Origin of the sequence: Neobacillus rhizosphaerae, from assembly GCF_937468385.1 — a bacterium.
GTDB lineage: Bacteria > Bacillota > Bacilli > Bacillales > Cytobacillaceae > Neobacillus > Neobacillus rhizosphaerae.
Genome location: NZ_CALBWS010000017.1, coordinates 60,946 through 79,242, shown reverse-complemented (window position 1 = coordinate 79,242; position 18,297 = coordinate 60,946). Strand labels below are relative to the sequence as shown.

Here is an 18,297-nt window from a genome sequence, read left to right as displayed (position 1 = left end):
ATTATGAATGAAATATGTTAAAGACAAGGAATGGTTATTGAAAAACTTGAATGAAAAAAATGTAAGAATTGTCGATTGCCGATTTTCTTTGGCAGAATCCCAAAAAGGAAAAATTGAATATTTACATCAGCATGTGCCAGGGGCTGTCTTCTTCGATTTAGAAAAAGATTTGTCAGGAACAGTCGGGGAGCATGGGGGCCGGCATCCATTGCCAAATGTAGTTGAATTGGTAAGCAAGCTAGAAAATGCCGGAATTAGTGATGACACAACAATCATCGCCTACGATAATGGAGAAGGCGCCTTTGCTGCGCGTTTTTGGTGGCTTCTTCACTACCTTGGCCATGAACATGTATATGTGCTGGATGGAGGATTTAACGGTTGGCTTAATGAAAATTATCCTCTAACAGCAAACATTCCTTCGTATGAAAAAGCTGATTTCCATGTTAACTTGAAATCTGAATTAATTGCAACTGTGGAAGAAGTAAAAGAAGTTGTCGAAAAACAGCAGATAAATAAGATGTTAATTGATTCTCGTGAAGAAAAACGATATCTTGGTTTGGAAGAACCGATTGATAAGAAAGCGGGACATATTCCTGGCGCCATTAATAAACCTTGGATGGAGGGCTTCAAGGGGAGCCAATATCTATCAGCAGAGGAACAGAGACAAAGGTTTTCAGATGTTGATGCTAATCAGCAAATAATTGTTTACTGCGGCTCCGGGGTAACGGCTACGCCCAACTTTCTTGCTTTAAAGGAAGCCGGATTTGAAAAAGTTAAGCTTTATGCCGGTAGCTTTAGTGACTGGATTTCTTATAAGGAAAATAAAGTCGAATAATTTTTCTGACGATCTTATGATATAATGGGACACATGTTGTTTTTACTAACAAGAAAAATGGGAGGACTGAGAAATTGGAAAATCAAAAACCTTCACTAATGCTTGTTGACGGTATGGCGTTGTTATTCCGGGCATTTTACGCTACGGCTGTATCAGGGCAATTTATGATAAATTCAAAAGGAATTCCGACGAACGGAATTCATGGCTTTGTAAAGCATTTGTTTACGGCAGTTTCATCCTTTAAACCCTCTCATCTGGCTGTATGCTGGGATATGGGAAGTAAAACTTTCCGAACAGAGTTATTTTCAGATTATAAAGGAAATCGTGGAGAGGCACCTGTCGAGCTAATTCCACAATTTGACTTGGTAAAAGAGGTAGTCGCTTCCTTTGATATTCCTAATATTGGCCTGGAGGGCTACGAAGCGGATGATTGCATCGGCACGATTGCCAACCAAGTAAAGAATCATGCGCATGTGTCCATCTTAACGGGCGATCAAGATATCCTACAGCTGCTTGATGAAAGTATCTCCGTTATTTTGATGAAAAAGGGATATGGAAATTACCTTGTCCACACGCCACAAACCTTCTTTGAGGAAAAGGGGATAACACCAAGGCAAATGATCGATTTAAAAGCACTGATGGGGGACCCAAGTGATAATTATCCTGGAGTAAAAGGAATTGGGGAAAAGACAGCCCTAAAACTTTTACAGGAATTTGAGAATGTTGAGGGCATCATCGCTAGCTTAGAACGATTATCAAAATCTAATAAAACGAAAATAGAGCAGGATTTAGATATGCTGCATCTGTCGAGAAGGCTTGCTGAAATAAAATGTGATGTACCGGTAAGCTGTGGATTAGAAGAAGCAGGACTTAGAATTGAAAAAGAAAAAGCGTTAAATAAATTGTTGGAGATTGAGCTTCGTGGCCTGCAACGTTTGCTGCCGTTCGATGAAGCCATTATTTCCTAATGAAAAAGGTTGTCTCCATTTGGGACAACCTTTTTAATTGAACCAAAATATGGGTTGGTTTACTATTTTGTATTTATCTTCTTTGCTGCATTTTCTAATTTGCTCTTTGGTTCCTCAGCAAATTCAGTATCCTGACCATATCCTTGTGGGTTTACCCCATGAGCTTTTACACCACGGTTATTTCCTTTTTTGCTCATCAACGTTTCACCTCCTGTTTAGTTAGTATTTCCATTAGGAATAATAAAACTCGGGCTTTCTAACACTAATGATAGAGGTGATAAAACGAAATGAACAAAGGTGTTTATTTAGCCCTTTTTAGTATTGGTCTTGCACAAGGAGTGAAAATTCCACTTCATTATTTTAAAAAGAAAGAATGGCGCCCAGATCTGTTTTTTGGTACAGGTGGGATGCCAAGTTCTCATTCAGCGGGAGTCTCCACACTAACCACATATATTGCCCTAAAAAGAGGACTGACAACTTTTGATTTCGCACTTTCACTTATCTACGGATTAATTGTCATGTATGATGCTCAAGGTGTCCGTAGGCAAACAGGCGAACTCACTCTCAAGGTAAACTCAATGAACGATTTAATTGAAAAAATACAGAAAGAAGATAGCATCAAATTTAAACAAAATGCACCTAACAAGCTAAAAGAAATGTTAGGACATCAACCTGATGAAGTAATTGGGGGTGCTTTATTGGGGCTATTAATTGGCATCATTGGACACTTGTGTACAAAAAAGGATAGGAAATTACTGTGTTTTAAGTTAAAATTTTAAAGGGATGTTTTAAGAATAAAGGGAGAGGGATGGTAAGGTAAGTGCGAACAGTGGAGGATTATCTGCATTACCTCGAAGGGAAAGGATTCCAATTACAAGAGGATGCAATTGGTTTTATATACTTCGGGAAACACTACACCAATGCGACCGATGAAATCATCAATACGGCAATTGAAATGACATTAAAGGTCCAAAAGAGCTTTGATGGCAGTTTTTATGTTTCATTACTGGAAACATTATCTTCGAACAAAATAAGAACTAGGAAAGATGCGATAAAGTTCATTAAGGAAAAGGAATTGCTCGCTATTTAATCTACAATAAGAACTCTCTTCTTCAGTTGAAGGGAGTTTTTTAATTATTTTTCACGGATTTCCTAAGCAAAGGGATTTTATTAGTAGGCAGTTCGGCACATATCATTCCTGTAAAAATGAGAATACATCCAAAAAGAGCACTAATTGATAACCGTTCCAGAGCCCAAAAATACCCTGCTATCGCCGCGAAAACGGGCTCCATCGCAAATATTAAGGCAACCCTTGTTGCAGAAGTATATTTTTGAAAATTTGTTTGAATAAAAAACGCTAAAGCAGTTGCAAAGACACTAGTAATAATTAAAGCAACGATGACATCTTGTGATAATAGTATGTCTTTATTAAGCGACTTTCTCCAATCTTCAAAAAGGAATGAGGAACCAATTGATAATAAGGCAACAGTTGTAACTTGGATAATCGTTAATAAAAGTGTTGGGAACTTACTGCTAAATTTTCCTGTTAATATAATATGCAAGGCGAAACTGATAGCACCAATAAAAACAAACCCATCACCGATATTCAATGTGGCTGCGTCAGTCATAGTCAGCAAAAATAAACCGAATGTTGCGATTAATACTCCAAGAATCGCATTCTTACTAGGGTACTGTTTTAGTAAGAACATTGAAAATAAAGGAACCAGGACTACGTTTAGGCCGGTAATAAATCCCGCCTTTGAAGTTGTTGTATATAAGAGCCCCATCGTTTGCGTTACATAACCAAGAAAAAGCCAAAATCCAATGAAAATACCGGAAGCAATTATCTTGAAATTCAATTGTTTAAGCTGCCTTCTTTCGAAAATGAGCAGACAAACAATAAGTAAAATTGCTGCAATTAAGAAACGAATTCCATTAAAGGAAAAAGGCTCTAAAAAATCAATGGCATTTTGAACTAACACAAAAGTTGTGCCCCAGATTAATGTAACAAGGAGCAAAGATAAGTCAGCCATTATTGGTTTTTTCATGATTGATTATTAGGCTCCTCTCTTGGATTTTTTTGAATAGCATGTCTGGCAAGTTCATCGGCAAGTTTGTTTTCGGCACTGGGAATCCATTTCATAAAAAATAGCTCTATCTTTCCAGCTAATTGTAATGCTTCTTCAAGTAAGGGAGCGTATAATTTGTTTTTGACAAACTCTTTTTCAACAGACTTATTGACTAATTCTGAATCTGTCCGAAAAGATACGACCGAATCGACAAATCCCTTTTCCAGACATATCTCCAGTCCTTTAATAAAGGCATGAAATTCTGCTTCATGGTTAGACATTATTCCAAGTGGGATTGAATATTTTTCAGTTATGCCGTGTGCTTTAATAAATATTCCGGCCCCGCTACGTCCAGGATTTCCTGCGCTTGCTCCATCAATGTATACCTCAATCACTATTCTTTCCCCCACTTTTTTATTACTGAAAGTTTATCATATTTGAATAAAGCTATGCAGATAAATATTTTTCTATTGCACAAGTGGGTATGATATAAAGGAATATATTTAAGTATGAAGTAAATCTAACATTTCCTTTTGGATAAAGTGATGAAGTAAAATTTTTCATGAGAGGCTGAAATCAATGAAATATAGACTTGAGTGGAATCATAAATTAAAAAGTAATGAGAAGGTTCGATTTTCATCAGATTGGGTAGTAGGTGAAACAGCCGTTCAAATTGGGGAAGAGCTAGAGGCCACAGGTAAAGTAACTGATTTGTATTTTTACGATGAAAAAGGGACATCTTGGATTTTAAAGGAAATGAAAAAGCTGTTGATAGAAATTGAGGATGACCCCCATGAAATTACCGTTTATTTTGATGGCGGCTTTCTTAAGGAAACGAATCAGGCAGGACTTGGAGTGGTCCTGTTTTTTAAACAAGGAAAAAAGAAATACCGTATACGCTCTAATGAGCGCTTGGATGAATTGGAATCTAATAATGAAGCAGAATATGCGGCATTTTACTATGCATTAACTATTTTGGAAGAGTTGGGCGTTCATCATTTATCATGTGAATTTAAGGGTGATTCACAAGGAGTTTTAAAGCAACTGGAAGGGGAATGGCCATGTTATGAAGAAACGCTAAACCGATGGCTGGACCGGATTGAGGAAAAAATGAAAACACTTGGTCTTGAGGCCAAGTATACCGTGATTTCAAGAAAAGATAATAAGGAAGCAGATAAACTAGCTACCCAAGCGCTGGAAGGGAAGGAAATCTTTGCAAAAACATTAATCCTATGAGAAGAGTGGTGTACCGAATTAGTGGAGCATACGGTCAGAAAAGAAATGTTTAGTCATGTAGAAAGTTTAATGAAGCAATACTGTGAGGGTTGTTTTTTACATCAACAATTGAAAAAAGAAGGCGGTAGGAGAATGGCACATCGTTTTTGCATTTCACAATGCACAGTAGGCGAAAAACTACAGGAATATGGGAAAAAGCTGATATAGACTATCATGAGTTCCAACTACTAACCAGTGGATGGATATGAATTGAAAATGAGTCGTACACTAACATAATAAATGCAGTGTAACCAGATCAGGGCTTCACCTAATTCAAAGTAATGCATGTATATTTTCACTGTGACAAGATAAATAGCTTCATTTTTGCGACGCTCTCCCCCATTTCCACAGAAAAAGCTGACGATTTTCGTCAGCCTTTATTTTGTCATTATAATTTAATATTATAGTTTTACTACGTTAGCTGCTTGAGGTCCACGGTTTCCTTCAACGATTTCAAAAGAAACTTCTTGGCCTTCTTCTAATGATTTGAAGCCATCGCCTTGGATTGCACTGAAATGTACGAATACATCGTCGCCGCCCTCAACTTCGATAAAACCAAAACCTTTTTCATTGTTAAACCATTTTACTTTACCGTTTTGCATGTACTTCTTCCTCCTAAGCCTTTCGAGACACCAAAATCAGTGTCAAAGTTAAATATTATCAGGCAACAAAATACCATAGCGAATGCTATTGTTCAGTTACATGATGCTTTAAATATACAATAACGGAAATGGTCAGTCAAGAAAAGGAAAGCGGTTTTTTGACTGAAAATAAAGGTTCTACTAAATTTGTGGAAAAGACAAATAATATCTAGATCAACACAAATTTTGTTTCAACATATCGTTTAAATTTTTTAAGTTTAATCGGCTGTCATAAAATGGTGGCTTTTTATTGATTTGTTTAGATAAAACCGTTTAAGATTAACAAGTGATTTTGTCAAAATTATGACATACAATTTAGCATTAATCATAAAAATGTTTGCTAATATATAGGTGACATTCATAGATTGATATTAATTCCAATTAAAAAACAATAAATATAAATATGATGATAAACTGTTGTAATGGGGGATAATTAGCAAAATATAATCTTTACGAGGAATTAAAATAGTGGGTAAAATGGAGAGCAGACGCTTTTTGCAAAAAAAGGGGCTATTCAAATGAAATTGATAATTGCTGAAAAACCTGATCAAGGGTCAACTTTGGCTTCCATCTTTAAACATAAAAAACAAAATGGTTTCATTGAAATTTTTCCAAATGATCTTTTTCCGAAGGGTGCTTATGTGACCTGGGCTATTGGCCACATTTGTCAGCTGGTCTCACCCGAAAAGTATCAGCCGGGATGGAAAAAATGGTCATTGGATAATTTACCGATGATACCTGAACACTTTGAGTACGAAGTAACGAAGGATAAGGCCAAACAATTTTCAGTCGTAAAAAAATTGGTATCCAACTCGGCAGTGTCTGAAATTATTCATGCGGGCGATGCCGGGCGGGAAGGCGAGTTAATCATCCGCAATATTCTAAGATTAACAAACTGCCGGAAACCGATGAAACGATTGTGGATTTCATCACTTACTGCAAATGCTATTAGAGAAGGGTTTAAAAAGTTATTAGACGAGAAGGAGACAAAAAGCTTATATTATGAAGCCTATACCCGTGCCTGTGCTGATTGGGTCGTTGGAATGAATGCATCACGGCTTTATAGTCTGCTTCTGCAGAAAAAGGGTTTTTCTGATGTCTTTTCAGTTGGTCGAGTTCAAACTCCTACCCTGGCCCTAATTGTAAAACGAGAATTAGAAATTGAAAATTTTAAGTCGGAGCCGTTTTGGGAGGTACAAGCCCATTTTTTAATCAACGGTAAAAAGTATAGCGGGAAATGGCAAAACGATGGTGAAACTCGTGTAAAAACAAAAGAATTAGCAGAGAAGATTGCTGCATTTTGCCGTGAAAAACCCGCTGAAGTTAGCGAGGTTATTTCGGAAAGGAAGGAATTTTTACCGCCTCTCTTATATAATCTTTCTGCCCTCCAGGCGGAAGCAAATAAACGTTTTAAATTTTCGCCGAAAAAAACACTTGATGTCATGCAAAAACTCTACCAAAAAGGTAACGTCTCCTACCCACGTTCGGATTCACGGTATGTAACGAAGGAGGAGGCCATTGGATTTCCGGGAATTTTAAATAAATTAAGTGATATCAAGGATTATGCGGTTTTTTTTCCATTGCCGATTGCTTCAATAACAGATAATAAACGATATGTAAATGAAAAGAAAGTTACGGATCACTATGCGATTATTCCAACTGAACAAATACCGAATCTTGATCGGCTTGATCCAGACGAACGGAAAATCTACGATTTAGTCGTTACTAGTTTAATCGCTGCGCATTATAATAAGGCCATAGCAGAGTATACCACCATTACAACATTGGTAGATGGACGGGCAGCATTTGTTTCTAAAGGCAAGGTCCAAATCGATGATGGCTGGAGAAAAGTTCTGAATCAAAAGGAACATGATGAGGACCCAGCACTTCCACTGCTGACAAAAGGAGAGCAGGGCCAGACTGTAAAGGTAGATGTGAAAGAGAGTCAGACCCAGCCGCCCAAACGCTATACTGAGGGCCAATTGATTACATTAATGAAAACAGCTGGTAAGCATATAGATGATAAAGAGCTCGAGAAAATCTTGACTAGGACTGAAGGACTTGGGACCGAGGCGACCAGGGCAGGAATTATCACGATGTTAAAAGACCGCATGTATATTGAGGTTAGAAAAAATGTAGTTTATGCGACTGCAAAGGCTAAAATCTTGGTTGAAGCAATTGGGCATGAAATTCTTGCTTCCCCGGAAATGACAGCAAAGTGGGAGCAAAAGCTGAAGGAGATATCGGAGGGTACAGCTTCCGCGAAGCAGTTTATGGACCAAACCAAAAAAATGGTTTATCATTTAATTTCATCAAGTGTAGACCAATCAGCGAAGTGGGCTTTTTCTAAAGAGGTTTCCGAAAATTTCGCACCTGGTAAGAAAAACACGAGAAAAAAGGCAGTGACAAAGCTGGGGCCATGTAAAAAATGCGATGGGTTTGTCATCGATAAGGGCAGCTTTTATGGCTGCAGCAAGTATAAAAATAATCAATGCAATTTTACCATTTCAAAAATAATCCTGGGGAAAAACATTACCCAGAAAAATATCAAACTGCTTCTCACGGAAGGAAAGACAGATTTGATTGAAGGATTTACAAACAAGGAAAAAACCTTTAATGCCAGGCTTTTTCTTGATGAAAAGGAAAAGAGAGTAAGACTTTTATTTGAAGAAGCTACATTGAAATAGTTCCAGATAATTGGATTTGAGTGATAAAGAGCCTTGTCACTCTATTTTTTCTATAGTAAACTTTTAGTGATTATGGACAATGGAGGGTACGGGATGCCAACACCTAGTATGGAAGATTATATCGAACAAATTTATATTTTGATTGAAGAAAAAGGATATGCTCGAGTCTCTGATATTGCCGAAGCGCTGTCTGTACATCCCTCCTCAGTTACGAAAATGGTTCAAAAACTCGATAAAGATGAATATTTAGTCTATGAAAAATATCGGGGGCTTGTCTTGACAACTAAGGGTAAAAAGATTGGCAAGCGCCTAGTCTTTAGACATGATTTGTTAGAACAGTTTTTAAAAACTATCGGAGTAAAAGAAGAGAATATTTATAATGATGTAGAAGGCATAGAGCATCATTTAAGCTGGGATTCAATTGATCGCATTGGAGATCTTGTGCAGTTTTTTGAAGAAGACCAGAATCGGATTGATGCGTTGAAAGATATTCAAAAACAGTTCTTTGAAGAAGACCAGAACCGGATTGATCCAATAAAAGAAGTTCAAGAACTAAAGGAACAAGAATAAGAAAAGCGGAAGGCCCCTGGAGCTGGACATTTCTCGAAGTCCAATGTTATAAATTCTTATATTTTAAAAAAGAAGCACTTAGCATGGCTAGGTGCTTTTAAAATACACTCGGATAATGGTCAAATGACTGAGCGGCTTCTGGGATTAAGGATATGGTTCCGTTCATATCCTGAACAGCCTGTATTCCTTGAATTAGACCATTTTCAGTATCCATTAAGGCTTTACGGTAGGATATGATCCGTCCCCCGGAAGTAACAAAACTAATAATTTCTCCAAAATGATTGCGATGAACTGCAGCGATTGTTTCCAAAAGAATGCCCCCTTTCTCATTTATTCTTTCTTTAATATACGATTAATAAACAAAAAGGGATTATCGAAATTCTCGGAAATTAGAAAAAAAGCATCGGAAAAACCGATGCTTGTTTTAACCCCAGGAATAGGGGGTTTCTTGGTAAACATAATAATTGAGCCAGTTTGAAAAGAACAGGTGACCATGGGAACGCCAGCGATTAATTGGCGGCTGGGTTGGGTCGTTGTTTGGAAAGTAATTTTCCGGCATATGGATCTCCATGCCTTTATTCAAATCTCGTTCATATTCTTGTGCCAGTGAATCCGATTCATATTCCAGATGTCCAGTTATCATAACGTGTTTACGATCGTGGGAAGCAATCAATAATGCCCCCGCTTCATCTGAGGCCGCTAATAATTTTAAGTTTGTATTATTCTTTATCGCTTCAATTGATACATCAGTATAGCGGGAATGGGGAGCATAAAAATGATCGTCAAATCCCCGCAGAAGAATATCATTTTGTTCGAAGATACGATGTGGATAAATTCCAGAACATTTTCGCTGTAACTCAAACTTACTAATCCCATAATGATAGTAAAGTGCAGCCTGTGCTCCCCAACAAATATGTAAGGTTGAGGTGACATTTTGTTTGGTCCAATCCATAATTTTTGTTAATTCGGACCAATATTTCACTTGGTCAAATTCTAATAGTTCAACCGGTGCACCGGTAATAATCATTCCATCAAATTTTTGATTTTTAATTTGTGGGAAAGTAGTGTAAAACTGCTCAAGATGCTGTTTACTTGTATGAGTTGATTCATAGGAGTTCGTTTTTAAAAACTTGACATTTACCTGCAACGGTGTGTTTCCCAATAATCTTAATAGCTGTGTTTCTGCTGTTTCCTTTTCAGGCATTAAATTCAAAATGAGTATATTTAAAGGCCTAATGTCCTGGCTGCCAGCACGTTCATTGTCCATTATAAATATATTTTCCTGTTCTAGAACTTCCCTAGCAGGTAAAAGCTTTGGAATGTTAATTGGCAAGTGACCATCTCCCCCTCTTCTTTTGCATATTACAAAATGCTACATCCATTAATACTGCTTCAAGCAGATATAAGTCAATGAATATTTTAAAAATTCGATATTAACATTATAAACATTATTATTAATTCAGAAAAGATAATAATTTGTTCATATTTAGTTATCGGAATGAAAGCGCTCTTTTGGTACAATAAAGAAGTAATTTCTATTCTAGTTGAATGTGGGGGATTAAATTGGTAATGAAAACAACTGTGAAGTCTGACATTGAAATTGCACAAGCATCGACGATGAAGCACATTGTCGAAATCGCAATGAAAATGGGTTTGGAAGAGGACGATCTCGAGTTATTCGGGAAATACAAAGCAAAAATTTCCAATGAGGCGCTTACAAAGCTTAAAACAAACGAAAGTGGTAAAATCATTCTTGTTACATCGATTAATCCAACTCCTGCTGGTGAAGGAAAATCGACTGTGACAGTTGGACTGGGAGATGCTTTCACTCGGATTGGGAAAAAAGCAATGATTGCGATGCGTGAGCCTTCATTAGGACCAACAATGGGTATTAAAGGTGGAGCAACTGGCGGTGGTTATTCTCAAGTATTGCCGATGGAAGACATAAACTTACATTTCACAGGAGACCTTCATGCGATTACCACTGCAAATAATGCGCTTGCAGCCTTAATCGATAATCATCTTCAGCAGGGAAATGAACTAAACATTGACCAACGTCGAATCGTTTGGAAACGGGCTGTGGATTTAAATGATCGCGCCTTAAGAAAAGTGATTATCGGACTTGGCGGACCGCTCCAAGGTGTTCCAAGAGAAGATGGCTTTGATATCACGGTGGCATCAGAAATAATGGCTGTCTTATGTTTAGCGAAAGATTTAAAGGATTTAAAATTACGATTATCTCGAATGGTCGTTGCCTATAATATTAATAAAGAACCAGTTACCGTCGCAGACCTAGGAGTTGAAGGAGCCTTAACATTATTGTTGAAAGAGGCTGTAAAACCAAATCTTGTTCAAACGATTGAACATACTCCTGCACTTATTCATGGAGGACCATTTGCCAATATCGCTCATGGCTGCAACAGCGTAATTGCCACAATAGCAGCAGCAAAGTTAGCTGACTATGTTATCACTGAAGGCGGTTTTGGGGCTGACTTAGGTGCAGAGAAATTTTTACATATTAAATCTAGAAGTGCTGGTATTAAACCGGAAGCCGTTGTTATCGTAGCGACTATTCGTGCTTTGAAAATGCATGGTGGCGTCGCAAAAACAGAATTAGAAAAAGAAAATATTTCCTCTTTAATCCTAGGATTTGCCAATTTGCAAAAACATATTGAGACGATCAAAAGCTTTGGCTTGCCAGTTGTTATTGCGATTAACAAATTTATTACTGATACAGATTTAGAGGTTCAAACATTATTAGACTGGTGTCAAAAAGAGAATGTTGCTGTTGCTTTAACCGAAGTTTGGGAAAAAGGCGGAGCAGGAGGCATAGAACTTGCTGAAAAGCTTTTATCGGTAATTGAAAAAGATGAAAATGATTTTCATTCTTTATATGATTTATCTGATTCGATTGAACAAAAAGTTAGAACGATTGTTCAAAAGGTTTACGGTGGCAAGGATGTAGAGTTTTCTCCAAAGGCCAAAAAACAACTAGTTGATTTTGAAAAATTCGGCTGGTCAAATTTAGCAGTCTGTATGGCGAAATCACAATATTCCTTGTCCGATGACCCAACAAAGCTTGGCAGACCAACAGATTTTATCGTTAACGTTAGAGAGTTTAAACCATCCATTGGGGCTGGATTTATAGTTGCGTTAACAGGTGAGGTAATGACGATGCCGGGCTTGCCTAAAAAACCAGCAGCTTTAAACATGGATGTGGATGAAAATGGAAATGCAGTGGGGCTTTTCTAAAGGAGAAATAGTATATGTTTGATCCAACGGCCTTTGATAATATGAAAGTGGTTATTGAAGGAGCACTTTATGATCGGGATCTTAGTGGAGAAATTGTTATAACGGACCGAAATGATATGCTTAACATTGCTAAAATGTCCCGTCTGTTTAATCTTTGCTTCAGATTACCGGAAAATAAAGGGAGTGTAATTTCAGCAAAAATCGAAATCGAAGCATTACTTAATAATTTGGCGGCTGAGCTCTTGCCGGGCTCGGTGTCAAATAGGCAAGCTGGGTGCTATGTAAGTTTGCATTTTTTTCTCGAAAAAACCGGAACCATAGATTTCGAAGCGCTACAAGCCATCCTCTCTGAAATTTGGGGAGCAAATAGGAAGGTAACTCAGACTGTACAATCAAACCCTCTAGAAGAAGAAAAAAAGTACACTACTATTATGACAGTGGAATTTGATCGAATAATAAGTGAAGATCAAATGGATGATTTAATTGAAATGATTGATTTTATGATTATAACTGTAAAGCAGTTGCAATCGATGAAAGGGAACCGGCTTCTTTAGCCGGTTTTATTTTTTTATAAATATTTACATTGTTCAAATTTAAGGGTACGATAATTTTAACTAGATATTATGACCTCATACTAAAAATAAGGGGAGATGGACTTGGTCAAAACGGCATGGGTAACCGATAGCACATCCTATTTAGATGATGAATTAAGAAATCATCCAGATTTATACACCATACCATTAACGATTTTGCTTGATGGGGAAGAATTTTCTGATGGGATTGACTTAACTCCTGCACAATTATTTGAAAAATTAAAGCAACAAAAAAATCCGCCAACTACCTCACAACCGTCTGTTGGAGCATTTCAAACATTATATGAACAACTCGCAAACGATTACGACCGAATTGTTGCCGTTCTTTTGTCAGGGAAATTAAGCGGCACTGTTTCCTCTAGCGAGCAAGCCGCGAAGCTCGTCGAGATACCGGTTACTACGTTCGATTCCAATATCCTAACCTATCCCATGACTGCCTTACTAAAAAAAGGGATGGAATTGCTGGAAGCTGGCCACAGTCTAGATTCCGTGATTGAGCAAATGGAAAAAATAAAGGGCACAAATGAGACTTATGTTCTAATTGGCAGCCTTGAACAGCTTCATCGCGGCGGCAGGATGTCAGGTGTCCAATTTTTCTTGGGAAGTTTGTTAAACGTCAAACCAATTATTACTTTTGAAGACGGAGCACTAACGGTAAAAGAAAAAGTAAGGAGTGAGAAAAAGGCAAAAGAAAAAATCTTTGATTACTTTAGGTTATCCTATGAAAAGCATCAGTTTAAAGAAGTATATATCCTGTACGGTTTACACCTAGACCATGCTAAAGTTTGGGAAGCTGAATTGAAAGAACAATTTCCACTACTAAAGGTAATTTGCTGTCCATTAGGAGCAGTAATTGGTGTTCATGCTGGTGAAAATACTCTTGGAATCAGCTGGCATAATGGTTTAAACTAACTTAAGCCATTGAGATGATAACCTCGAACCTTCGGGGTTATTTTTTATGGCTGGTTCATGTTAAAATAGCTAGGATAAAGGCAGGTGTTGTAATCGTGAAAAAGCAAATCATAAAACAAACCGAAATTTTTGTTCACAACGAATTGGGAGAAGATGCAACTGGACATGACTGGTTCCATGTCGACCGCGTCCGTCGAAATGCATTACATATTTGCAGGGAGGAAAGACAGGGAGATCCGTTTATCATTGAAATGGCAGCGCTTCTCCATGATATACCTGACGAAAAACTTAACGAAACAATCGAAATTGGGAAAGCGAAACTTGACTCTTTTTTGCACTGCATTTCATTACCTAATGAGGCTAAAAACCATATCATTCAAATCATTGATTCCATTTCATATAAAGGTGGAAGAAAGACTGTGCTCGAAACGGTCGAGGCGAAAATAGTCCAAGATGCTGACCGTTTGGATGCAATTGGAGCAATTGGGATTGCGAGGGCATTTGCCTATGGCGGGAAAAAGGGACAACCCATCTACGACCCAAATATCAATGTAAGAGAAGAAATGAGTTTGGAAGAATATCGAAAGGGAAAATCAACTACCATTCATCACTTCTATGAAAAACTCCTTAAATTGAAGGATTTACTGAATACAAAATCAGCTAAAGAAATGGCCGAAAGCCGTCAACAAATGATGGGGCTATTTTTAGAACAATTTTACCAAGAATGGGATGAAAATCACTCATGAAAATGCTCACGGTGGAAAATGTTTCGAAAACGTACGGGGAGAAACAACTTTTTAATGATATTTCCTTTACGATTAGTGAAAAAGAACGAGTTGGCTTAATCGGAATCAATGGGACCGGCAAATCCACATTATTAAAAATCATAGCTGGATTGGATGTTCCTGATGACGGTAAAATTATCACGGGCAAAGACTATTCGATTGCCTTTTTGGATCAGCAGCCTGAGCTGGATACAGAGAAAACGATTCTTGAACAAGTTTTCCACGGCGAAGCGCCCATTTTAAAATTGATGCGAGAATATGAAAAAACACTTTTGCAGCTTAATGTTAATCCAAATGCGCCGAAGGTTCAGGAAGAGCTTTTTCAATTACAAAAGCAAATGGATGCACTTAATGGCTGGGATGTGAGCACCAATGCCCAGTCCATTTTAATGAAATTAGGAATTGAAGATTTTACTAAGAAAATCGGTGAGCTTTCTGGCGGACAAAAAAAGCGGGTCGCACTTGCACAGGTATTAATTGCCGAGCCTGATTTACTGATCCTAGACGAACCAACCAACCATCTTGACTTTGATTCAGTTAAGTGGCTCGAAGATTACCTAAGCAGGTATAATGGATCGATTTTACTAGTCACCCATGACCGCTATTTCTTGGACCGGGTTGCTAACAGAATGTTTGAATTAGATGGCGGTAATCTATATAGCTATAAAGGAAATTATGCGGCCTTTATAGAATCCAAAGCCATCCGTGAAGAAAATGAGGCAGCCACCTTTGAAAAAAGAAAAAATCTTTTTAGACGAGAGCTTGAATGGATGAGACGTGGTGCCAAAGCAAGAACGACAAAGCAAAAGGCCCGGATTCAGCGCTTTGATGAGCTGGGGGACAAGCTTTCAAGTGGAAAGCTGTCTAGTGAAAAACTGGATATTTCCTTAAATGGGAGCAGACTTGGCAAGCAGGTTTTTGAGCTGAAGGATGCTTCGAAACATTACGCAGACAAAAAGATCTTAGATCACTTTGATTTACTTGTTAAACCAGGGGATCGGATTGGAATTATTGGCCGTAATGGAACAGGGAAATCAACCTTATTAAATATTTTTGCAAAAAGAATCCCTCTTGATATTGGTGAATACATCATGGGACAAACGGTGAAAATCGCTTATTATACGCAGGAAAGCGAAGATATGGACGAAAACAAGCGGATGATTGAGTACATTAAAGAAACCGCTGAGATTGTCGAGACATCTGATGGGAAAACGATTTCGGCAGCACAAATGCTTGAACGCTTCCTCTTTCCATCTTTTTCTCATGGTACTCCAATTCGCAAGCTCTCAGGCGGGGAGAAGCGCCGGCTCTACTTATTGAAACTTTTGATGACGGCACCAAACGTCCTCCTGCTAGACGAGCCGACTAATGATTTGGATACACAAACTTTGACCGTTCTTGAGGATTATCTTGATGAATTCCCCGGGGTCGTTATTACGGTTTCACATGATCGCTATTTTCTCGATAAAGTGGCGGAACAACTCCTTGTTTTACTTGGTGGCGGTGCCATTGATTCCTTCTATGGAAATTATTCGGAATTTCTTGAAAAAGAAATGTCAGTTGAAACGCAAAAACTAGTAACTGTTTCTAGTCAGCCTTCTAAAGCGCCAGAAAAAGAAAAGAAGAAAAAAATGACCTTTAAGGAGAAAAAAGAATGGAGCGAAATTGACGAGCACATTGAAAATACAGAAGCACGGCTTGAAGAAATTGCTCTTGAAATAGGAAACACCGGTAGCGATTTCACAAAAGCACAGGATTTGATGAAACAAGAAGCAGAATTGAATGAAATGCTCGAACATTTAATTGAACGATGGTCCTATCTGGGTGAACTAGCTGAAAATGAGTAAAGAGTGCGTCTATCGGACGCATTTTTTTTGCGTTAAGCATCTCCTATGAATGAACGGTAGCCAATGTGTTAAACTTGAAAGAGAAAACAATAGAATTAGGTGATTGTGTTGAAAATTCAGGCGATTGAACCAACGCCAAGTCCAAATACAATGAAAATAAGTTTAGATCAAGAATTACCAATGGGGAAAAGCCATAATTACAAAAAAGAAACTGCGATTGATGCACCACCCATCATTCAATCCATTTTACAAATTGATGGGATTAAAGGTGTGTACCATGTAGCAGATTTTCTTGCGGTTGAACGGAATGCTAAATATGACTGGAAGGAATTATTACCTAAAGTTCGGCAAGCCTTCGGTGAAAAAGCCCATGAAGCTACTGGGATAAATAAAGCGAATGACCATTTTGGTGAAATAAAGGTGGAAATCCAAATGTTTAAGGACATTCCACTGCAAGTGAAGCTAACAGATAATTCGGCTGAGCGGAGGTTTGGTATGCCGGAATCCTTCTTAAAGGCAAGAGAGCGAGCACAGCTGCCTGAAGACAATTATATCTTATTGCGGAAATGGCAGAACCAAGGTGTCCGGTATGGGGATTTTGATCAAATTGGACAAGAAGTTGTCGAGGAGTTAATCGCAGCCTATCCCAAAAATCGTCTCGAAGCACTTATCACAAAAGCTCAAACAAGCGAAGCCAAATCCGAACAAAAATCTAAGATAATGCGAAAAAAAGTAACCATTGCCGATTTGCAAGTGCCTGATTGGCAGATTCGCTTTCAGCTCCTTGAGCAAATGGTTGGTCCTGAACTAGAGGATTTGCCTGTCCTTGAAAAAGCATTAGCGGATGAGAAGCCTTCTATTCGCAGACTTGCGACTGTATACCTCGGGATGATCAAGAATCAGGCTGTACTGCCGCTCTTATATAAAGCCTTAAAGGATAAGACCGTAACTGTTCGTAGAACCGCAGGTGATTGTATATCAGATTTAGGCTTTTCTGAAGCTGCTGATGCAATGGTCAATGCCCTAAATGATCCAAGCAAATTGGTACGTTGGCGGGCAGCTATGTTCTTATACGAGGTAGGCGATGAACATACCCTCCCAGCTTTAAGGGCGGCAGAAAATGACTCTGAATTTGAAGTAAGCATGCAAATAAAAATGGCGATTGGAAGAATTGAAGGCGGAGAAGAAGCCAAAGGATCTGTCTGGAAGCAAATGACTGAGGCAAGAAAAACAGACCAGTAATTTTGTAAAATAACAATTGGTATTGTATCATAAAAAGGAAGAAATGGAGTGATTGAGATTGTCAAATGCATATGAAGAATATATGAAACAAATGGTATTACCAATGCGTGAAGAGCTAACTATAGCGGGCTTTGAGGAACTAACAACTTCTGAGGATGTTGAGGAGTTTATGGGAAAAACTTATGGGACAGCATTGGTCGTGATTAATTCTGTATGCGGTTGTGCCGCTGGATTAGCCCGTCCTGCCGCAACTCAGGCAGTTTTAAATAGTGAGAAAAAACCGGATCATCTTGTGACGGTATTTGCCGGACAGGATAAAGAAGCAACCGCTAAAATGCGTGAGTATTTTGCAGGTATTGAGCCATCCTCACCATCAATGGCACTATTAAAGGATAATAAGGTCGTTCATTTTATTCCACGTCATGATATTGAAGGAATGCCATTGGAAACAGTTATGCAAAATCTTATCGGGGCATTGGAATCACATTGCTAAAACTACTAGGGGGGTCTCGTGCCGCCCTTTTCTTTTTCAATACGTTCGAGAAAGTGGTTTCAAGATAATCGCCGAAAAACTGAAGCTACTGCTTTCAGGTTTTTTTTATAACCTCTCATTAATTGTTT

Annotated in this window: 21 protein-coding genes; 15 read left to right on the top strand and 6 right to left on the bottom strand. The window is 38.2% G+C overall.

From position 1 onward, the window contains the following. The first annotated feature begins 7 nt into the window (after window positions 1-7). Together M5A78_RS13780 and M5A78_RS13775 are read left to right on the top strand one after the other, a co-directional pair. Window positions 8-835, top strand: coding sequence for a sulfurtransferase (locus tag M5A78_RS13780; RefSeq protein WP_248735849.1), 828 nt, complete (start codon window positions 8-10; stop codon window positions 833-835). A gap of 74 nt (window positions 836-909) precedes the next feature. Further along, window positions 910-1,803, top strand: coding sequence for a 5'-3' exonuclease (locus tag M5A78_RS13775; RefSeq protein ID WP_319942293.1), 894 nt, complete (start codon window positions 910-912; stop codon window positions 1,801-1,803). A gap of 62 nt (window positions 1,804-1,865) precedes the next feature. Here M5A78_RS13775 and sspL read toward each other — a convergent pair whose 3' ends face one another. Further along, window positions 1,866-2,000 (bottom strand): small, acid-soluble spore protein L, encoded by a 135-nt coding sequence (gene sspL, locus M5A78_RS13770; RefSeq protein ID WP_248735871.1) that lies wholly within the window; start codon window positions 1,998-2,000, stop codon window positions 1,866-1,868. 90 nt (window positions 2,001-2,090) lie between these two features. On the opposite strand from sspL, the gene M5A78_RS13765 reads away from it, so the two are divergent. Both M5A78_RS13765 and M5A78_RS13760 read left to right on the top strand, forming a co-directional pair. Beyond that, the gene (locus M5A78_RS13765) at window positions 2,091-2,582 is read left to right on the top strand and encodes a divergent PAP2 family protein (RefSeq protein ID WP_248735848.1); all 492 of its coding nucleotides are present in this window, start codon (window positions 2,091-2,093) and stop codon (window positions 2,580-2,582) included. A gap of 41 nt (window positions 2,583-2,623) precedes the next feature. After that, window positions 2,624-2,893 (top strand): DUF6123 family protein, encoded by a 270-nt coding sequence (locus M5A78_RS13760; RefSeq protein ID WP_248735847.1) that lies wholly within the window; start codon window positions 2,624-2,626, stop codon window positions 2,891-2,893. Between the two features lie 40 nt (window positions 2,894-2,933). On the opposite strand, the gene M5A78_RS13755 is transcribed toward M5A78_RS13760, so the two are convergent. Next, complete coding sequence (locus tag M5A78_RS13755; protein ID WP_248735846.1) at window positions 2,934-3,851, bottom strand: DMT family transporter; 918 nt, start codon at window positions 3,849-3,851, stop codon at window positions 2,934-2,936. Continuing rightward, window positions 3,848-4,267 (bottom strand): RNase H family protein, encoded by a 420-nt coding sequence (locus M5A78_RS13750; RefSeq protein ID WP_248735845.1) that lies wholly within the window; start codon window positions 4,265-4,267, stop codon window positions 3,848-3,850. The genes M5A78_RS13755 and M5A78_RS13750 overlap by 4 nt, the downstream gene beginning before the upstream one ends. Before the next feature lie 184 nt (window positions 4,268-4,451). Between M5A78_RS13750 and M5A78_RS13745 the strand changes: the two genes are divergently transcribed. Then, the gene (locus tag M5A78_RS13745; protein WP_248735844.1) at window positions 4,452-5,108 is read left to right on the top strand and encodes a reverse transcriptase-like protein; all 657 of its coding nucleotides are present in this window, start codon (window positions 4,452-4,454) and stop codon (window positions 5,106-5,108) included. Window positions 5,109-5,153: 45 nt separating this feature from the next. Next, a complete protein-coding gene (locus tag M5A78_RS13740) occupies window positions 5,154-5,315 on the top strand; it encodes a zinc-finger domain-containing protein (protein ID WP_248735870.1) in 162 nt (53 codons plus the stop codon). A gap of 233 nt (window positions 5,316-5,548) precedes the next feature. Here M5A78_RS13740 and cspD read toward each other — a convergent pair whose 3' ends face one another. Continuing rightward, the gene (gene cspD, locus M5A78_RS13735) at window positions 5,549-5,749 is read right to left on the bottom strand and encodes a cold-shock protein CspD (protein WP_071459908.1); all 201 of its coding nucleotides are present in this window, start codon (window positions 5,747-5,749) and stop codon (window positions 5,549-5,551) included. Window positions 5,750-6,306: 557 nt separating this feature from the next. Here cspD and M5A78_RS13730 point away from each other — a divergent pair. Next, window positions 6,307-8,475, top strand: a complete 2,169-nt coding sequence (locus M5A78_RS13730) for a DNA topoisomerase III (RefSeq protein WP_248735843.1) — start codon at window positions 6,307-6,309, stop codon at window positions 8,473-8,475. A 93-nt stretch (window positions 8,476-8,568) separates the two neighbouring features. Next, on the top strand, window positions 8,569-9,045 hold the full coding sequence (gene mntR / locus M5A78_RS13725) for a transcriptional regulator MntR (RefSeq protein WP_248735842.1): 477 nt from the start codon (window positions 8,569-8,571) through the stop codon (window positions 9,043-9,045). A gap of 97 nt (window positions 9,046-9,142) precedes the next feature. Here mntR and M5A78_RS13720 read toward each other — a convergent pair whose 3' ends face one another. Beyond that, entirely contained in the window at window positions 9,143-9,355 is a 213-nt protein-coding gene (locus M5A78_RS13720) for a DUF3892 domain-containing protein (protein ID WP_248735841.1), read from the bottom strand. Between the two features lie 114 nt (window positions 9,356-9,469). Next, a complete protein-coding gene (gene metA / locus M5A78_RS13715; RefSeq protein WP_248735840.1) occupies window positions 9,470-10,378 on the bottom strand; it encodes a homoserine O-acetyltransferase MetA in 909 nt (302 codons plus the stop codon). A gap of 230 nt (window positions 10,379-10,608) precedes the next feature. On the opposite strand from metA, the gene M5A78_RS13710 reads away from it, so the two are divergent. The 7 genes from M5A78_RS13710 to M5A78_RS13680 all read left to right on the top strand — a co-directional run bounded on the left by M5A78_RS13710 (window position 10,609) and on the right by M5A78_RS13680 (window position 18,169). Continuing rightward, window positions 10,609-12,297 (top strand): formate--tetrahydrofolate ligase, encoded by a 1,689-nt coding sequence (locus M5A78_RS13710; RefSeq protein ID WP_319942292.1) that lies wholly within the window; start codon window positions 10,609-10,611, stop codon window positions 12,295-12,297. Between the two features lie 14 nt (window positions 12,298-12,311). Beyond that, complete coding sequence (locus M5A78_RS13705; protein ID WP_248735838.1) at window positions 12,312-12,851, top strand: hypothetical protein; 540 nt, start codon at window positions 12,312-12,314, stop codon at window positions 12,849-12,851. A 102-nt stretch (window positions 12,852-12,953) separates the two neighbouring features. After that, on the top strand, window positions 12,954-13,802 hold the full coding sequence (locus tag M5A78_RS13700; protein WP_248735837.1) for a DegV family protein: 849 nt from the start codon (window positions 12,954-12,956) through the stop codon (window positions 13,800-13,802). 95 nt (window positions 13,803-13,897) lie between these two features. Further along, the gene (locus tag M5A78_RS13695; protein ID WP_406603699.1) at window positions 13,898-14,548 is read left to right on the top strand and encodes an HD domain-containing protein; all 651 of its coding nucleotides are present in this window, start codon (window positions 13,898-13,900) and stop codon (window positions 14,546-14,548) included. Beyond that, the gene (locus M5A78_RS13690) at window positions 14,545-16,434 is read left to right on the top strand and encodes an ABC-F family ATP-binding cassette domain-containing protein (RefSeq protein ID WP_248735836.1); all 1,890 of its coding nucleotides are present in this window, start codon (window positions 14,545-14,547) and stop codon (window positions 16,432-16,434) included. Before M5A78_RS13695 ends, M5A78_RS13690 begins: the two co-directional genes overlap by 4 nt. Window positions 16,435-16,542: 108 nt before the next feature. Then, window positions 16,543-17,676 carry a conserved virulence factor C family protein gene (locus tag M5A78_RS13685; RefSeq protein ID WP_248735835.1) on the top strand — a complete coding sequence of 378 codons (1,134 nt, stop codon included), beginning with the start codon at window positions 16,543-16,545 and terminating at the stop codon, window positions 17,674-17,676. A 58-nt stretch (window positions 17,677-17,734) separates the two neighbouring features. After that, window positions 17,735-18,169, top strand: a complete 435-nt coding sequence (locus tag M5A78_RS13680; protein WP_248735834.1) for a BrxA/BrxB family bacilliredoxin — start codon at window positions 17,735-17,737, stop codon at window positions 18,167-18,169. The last annotated feature ends 128 nt before the right edge of the window (window positions 18,170-18,297 follow it).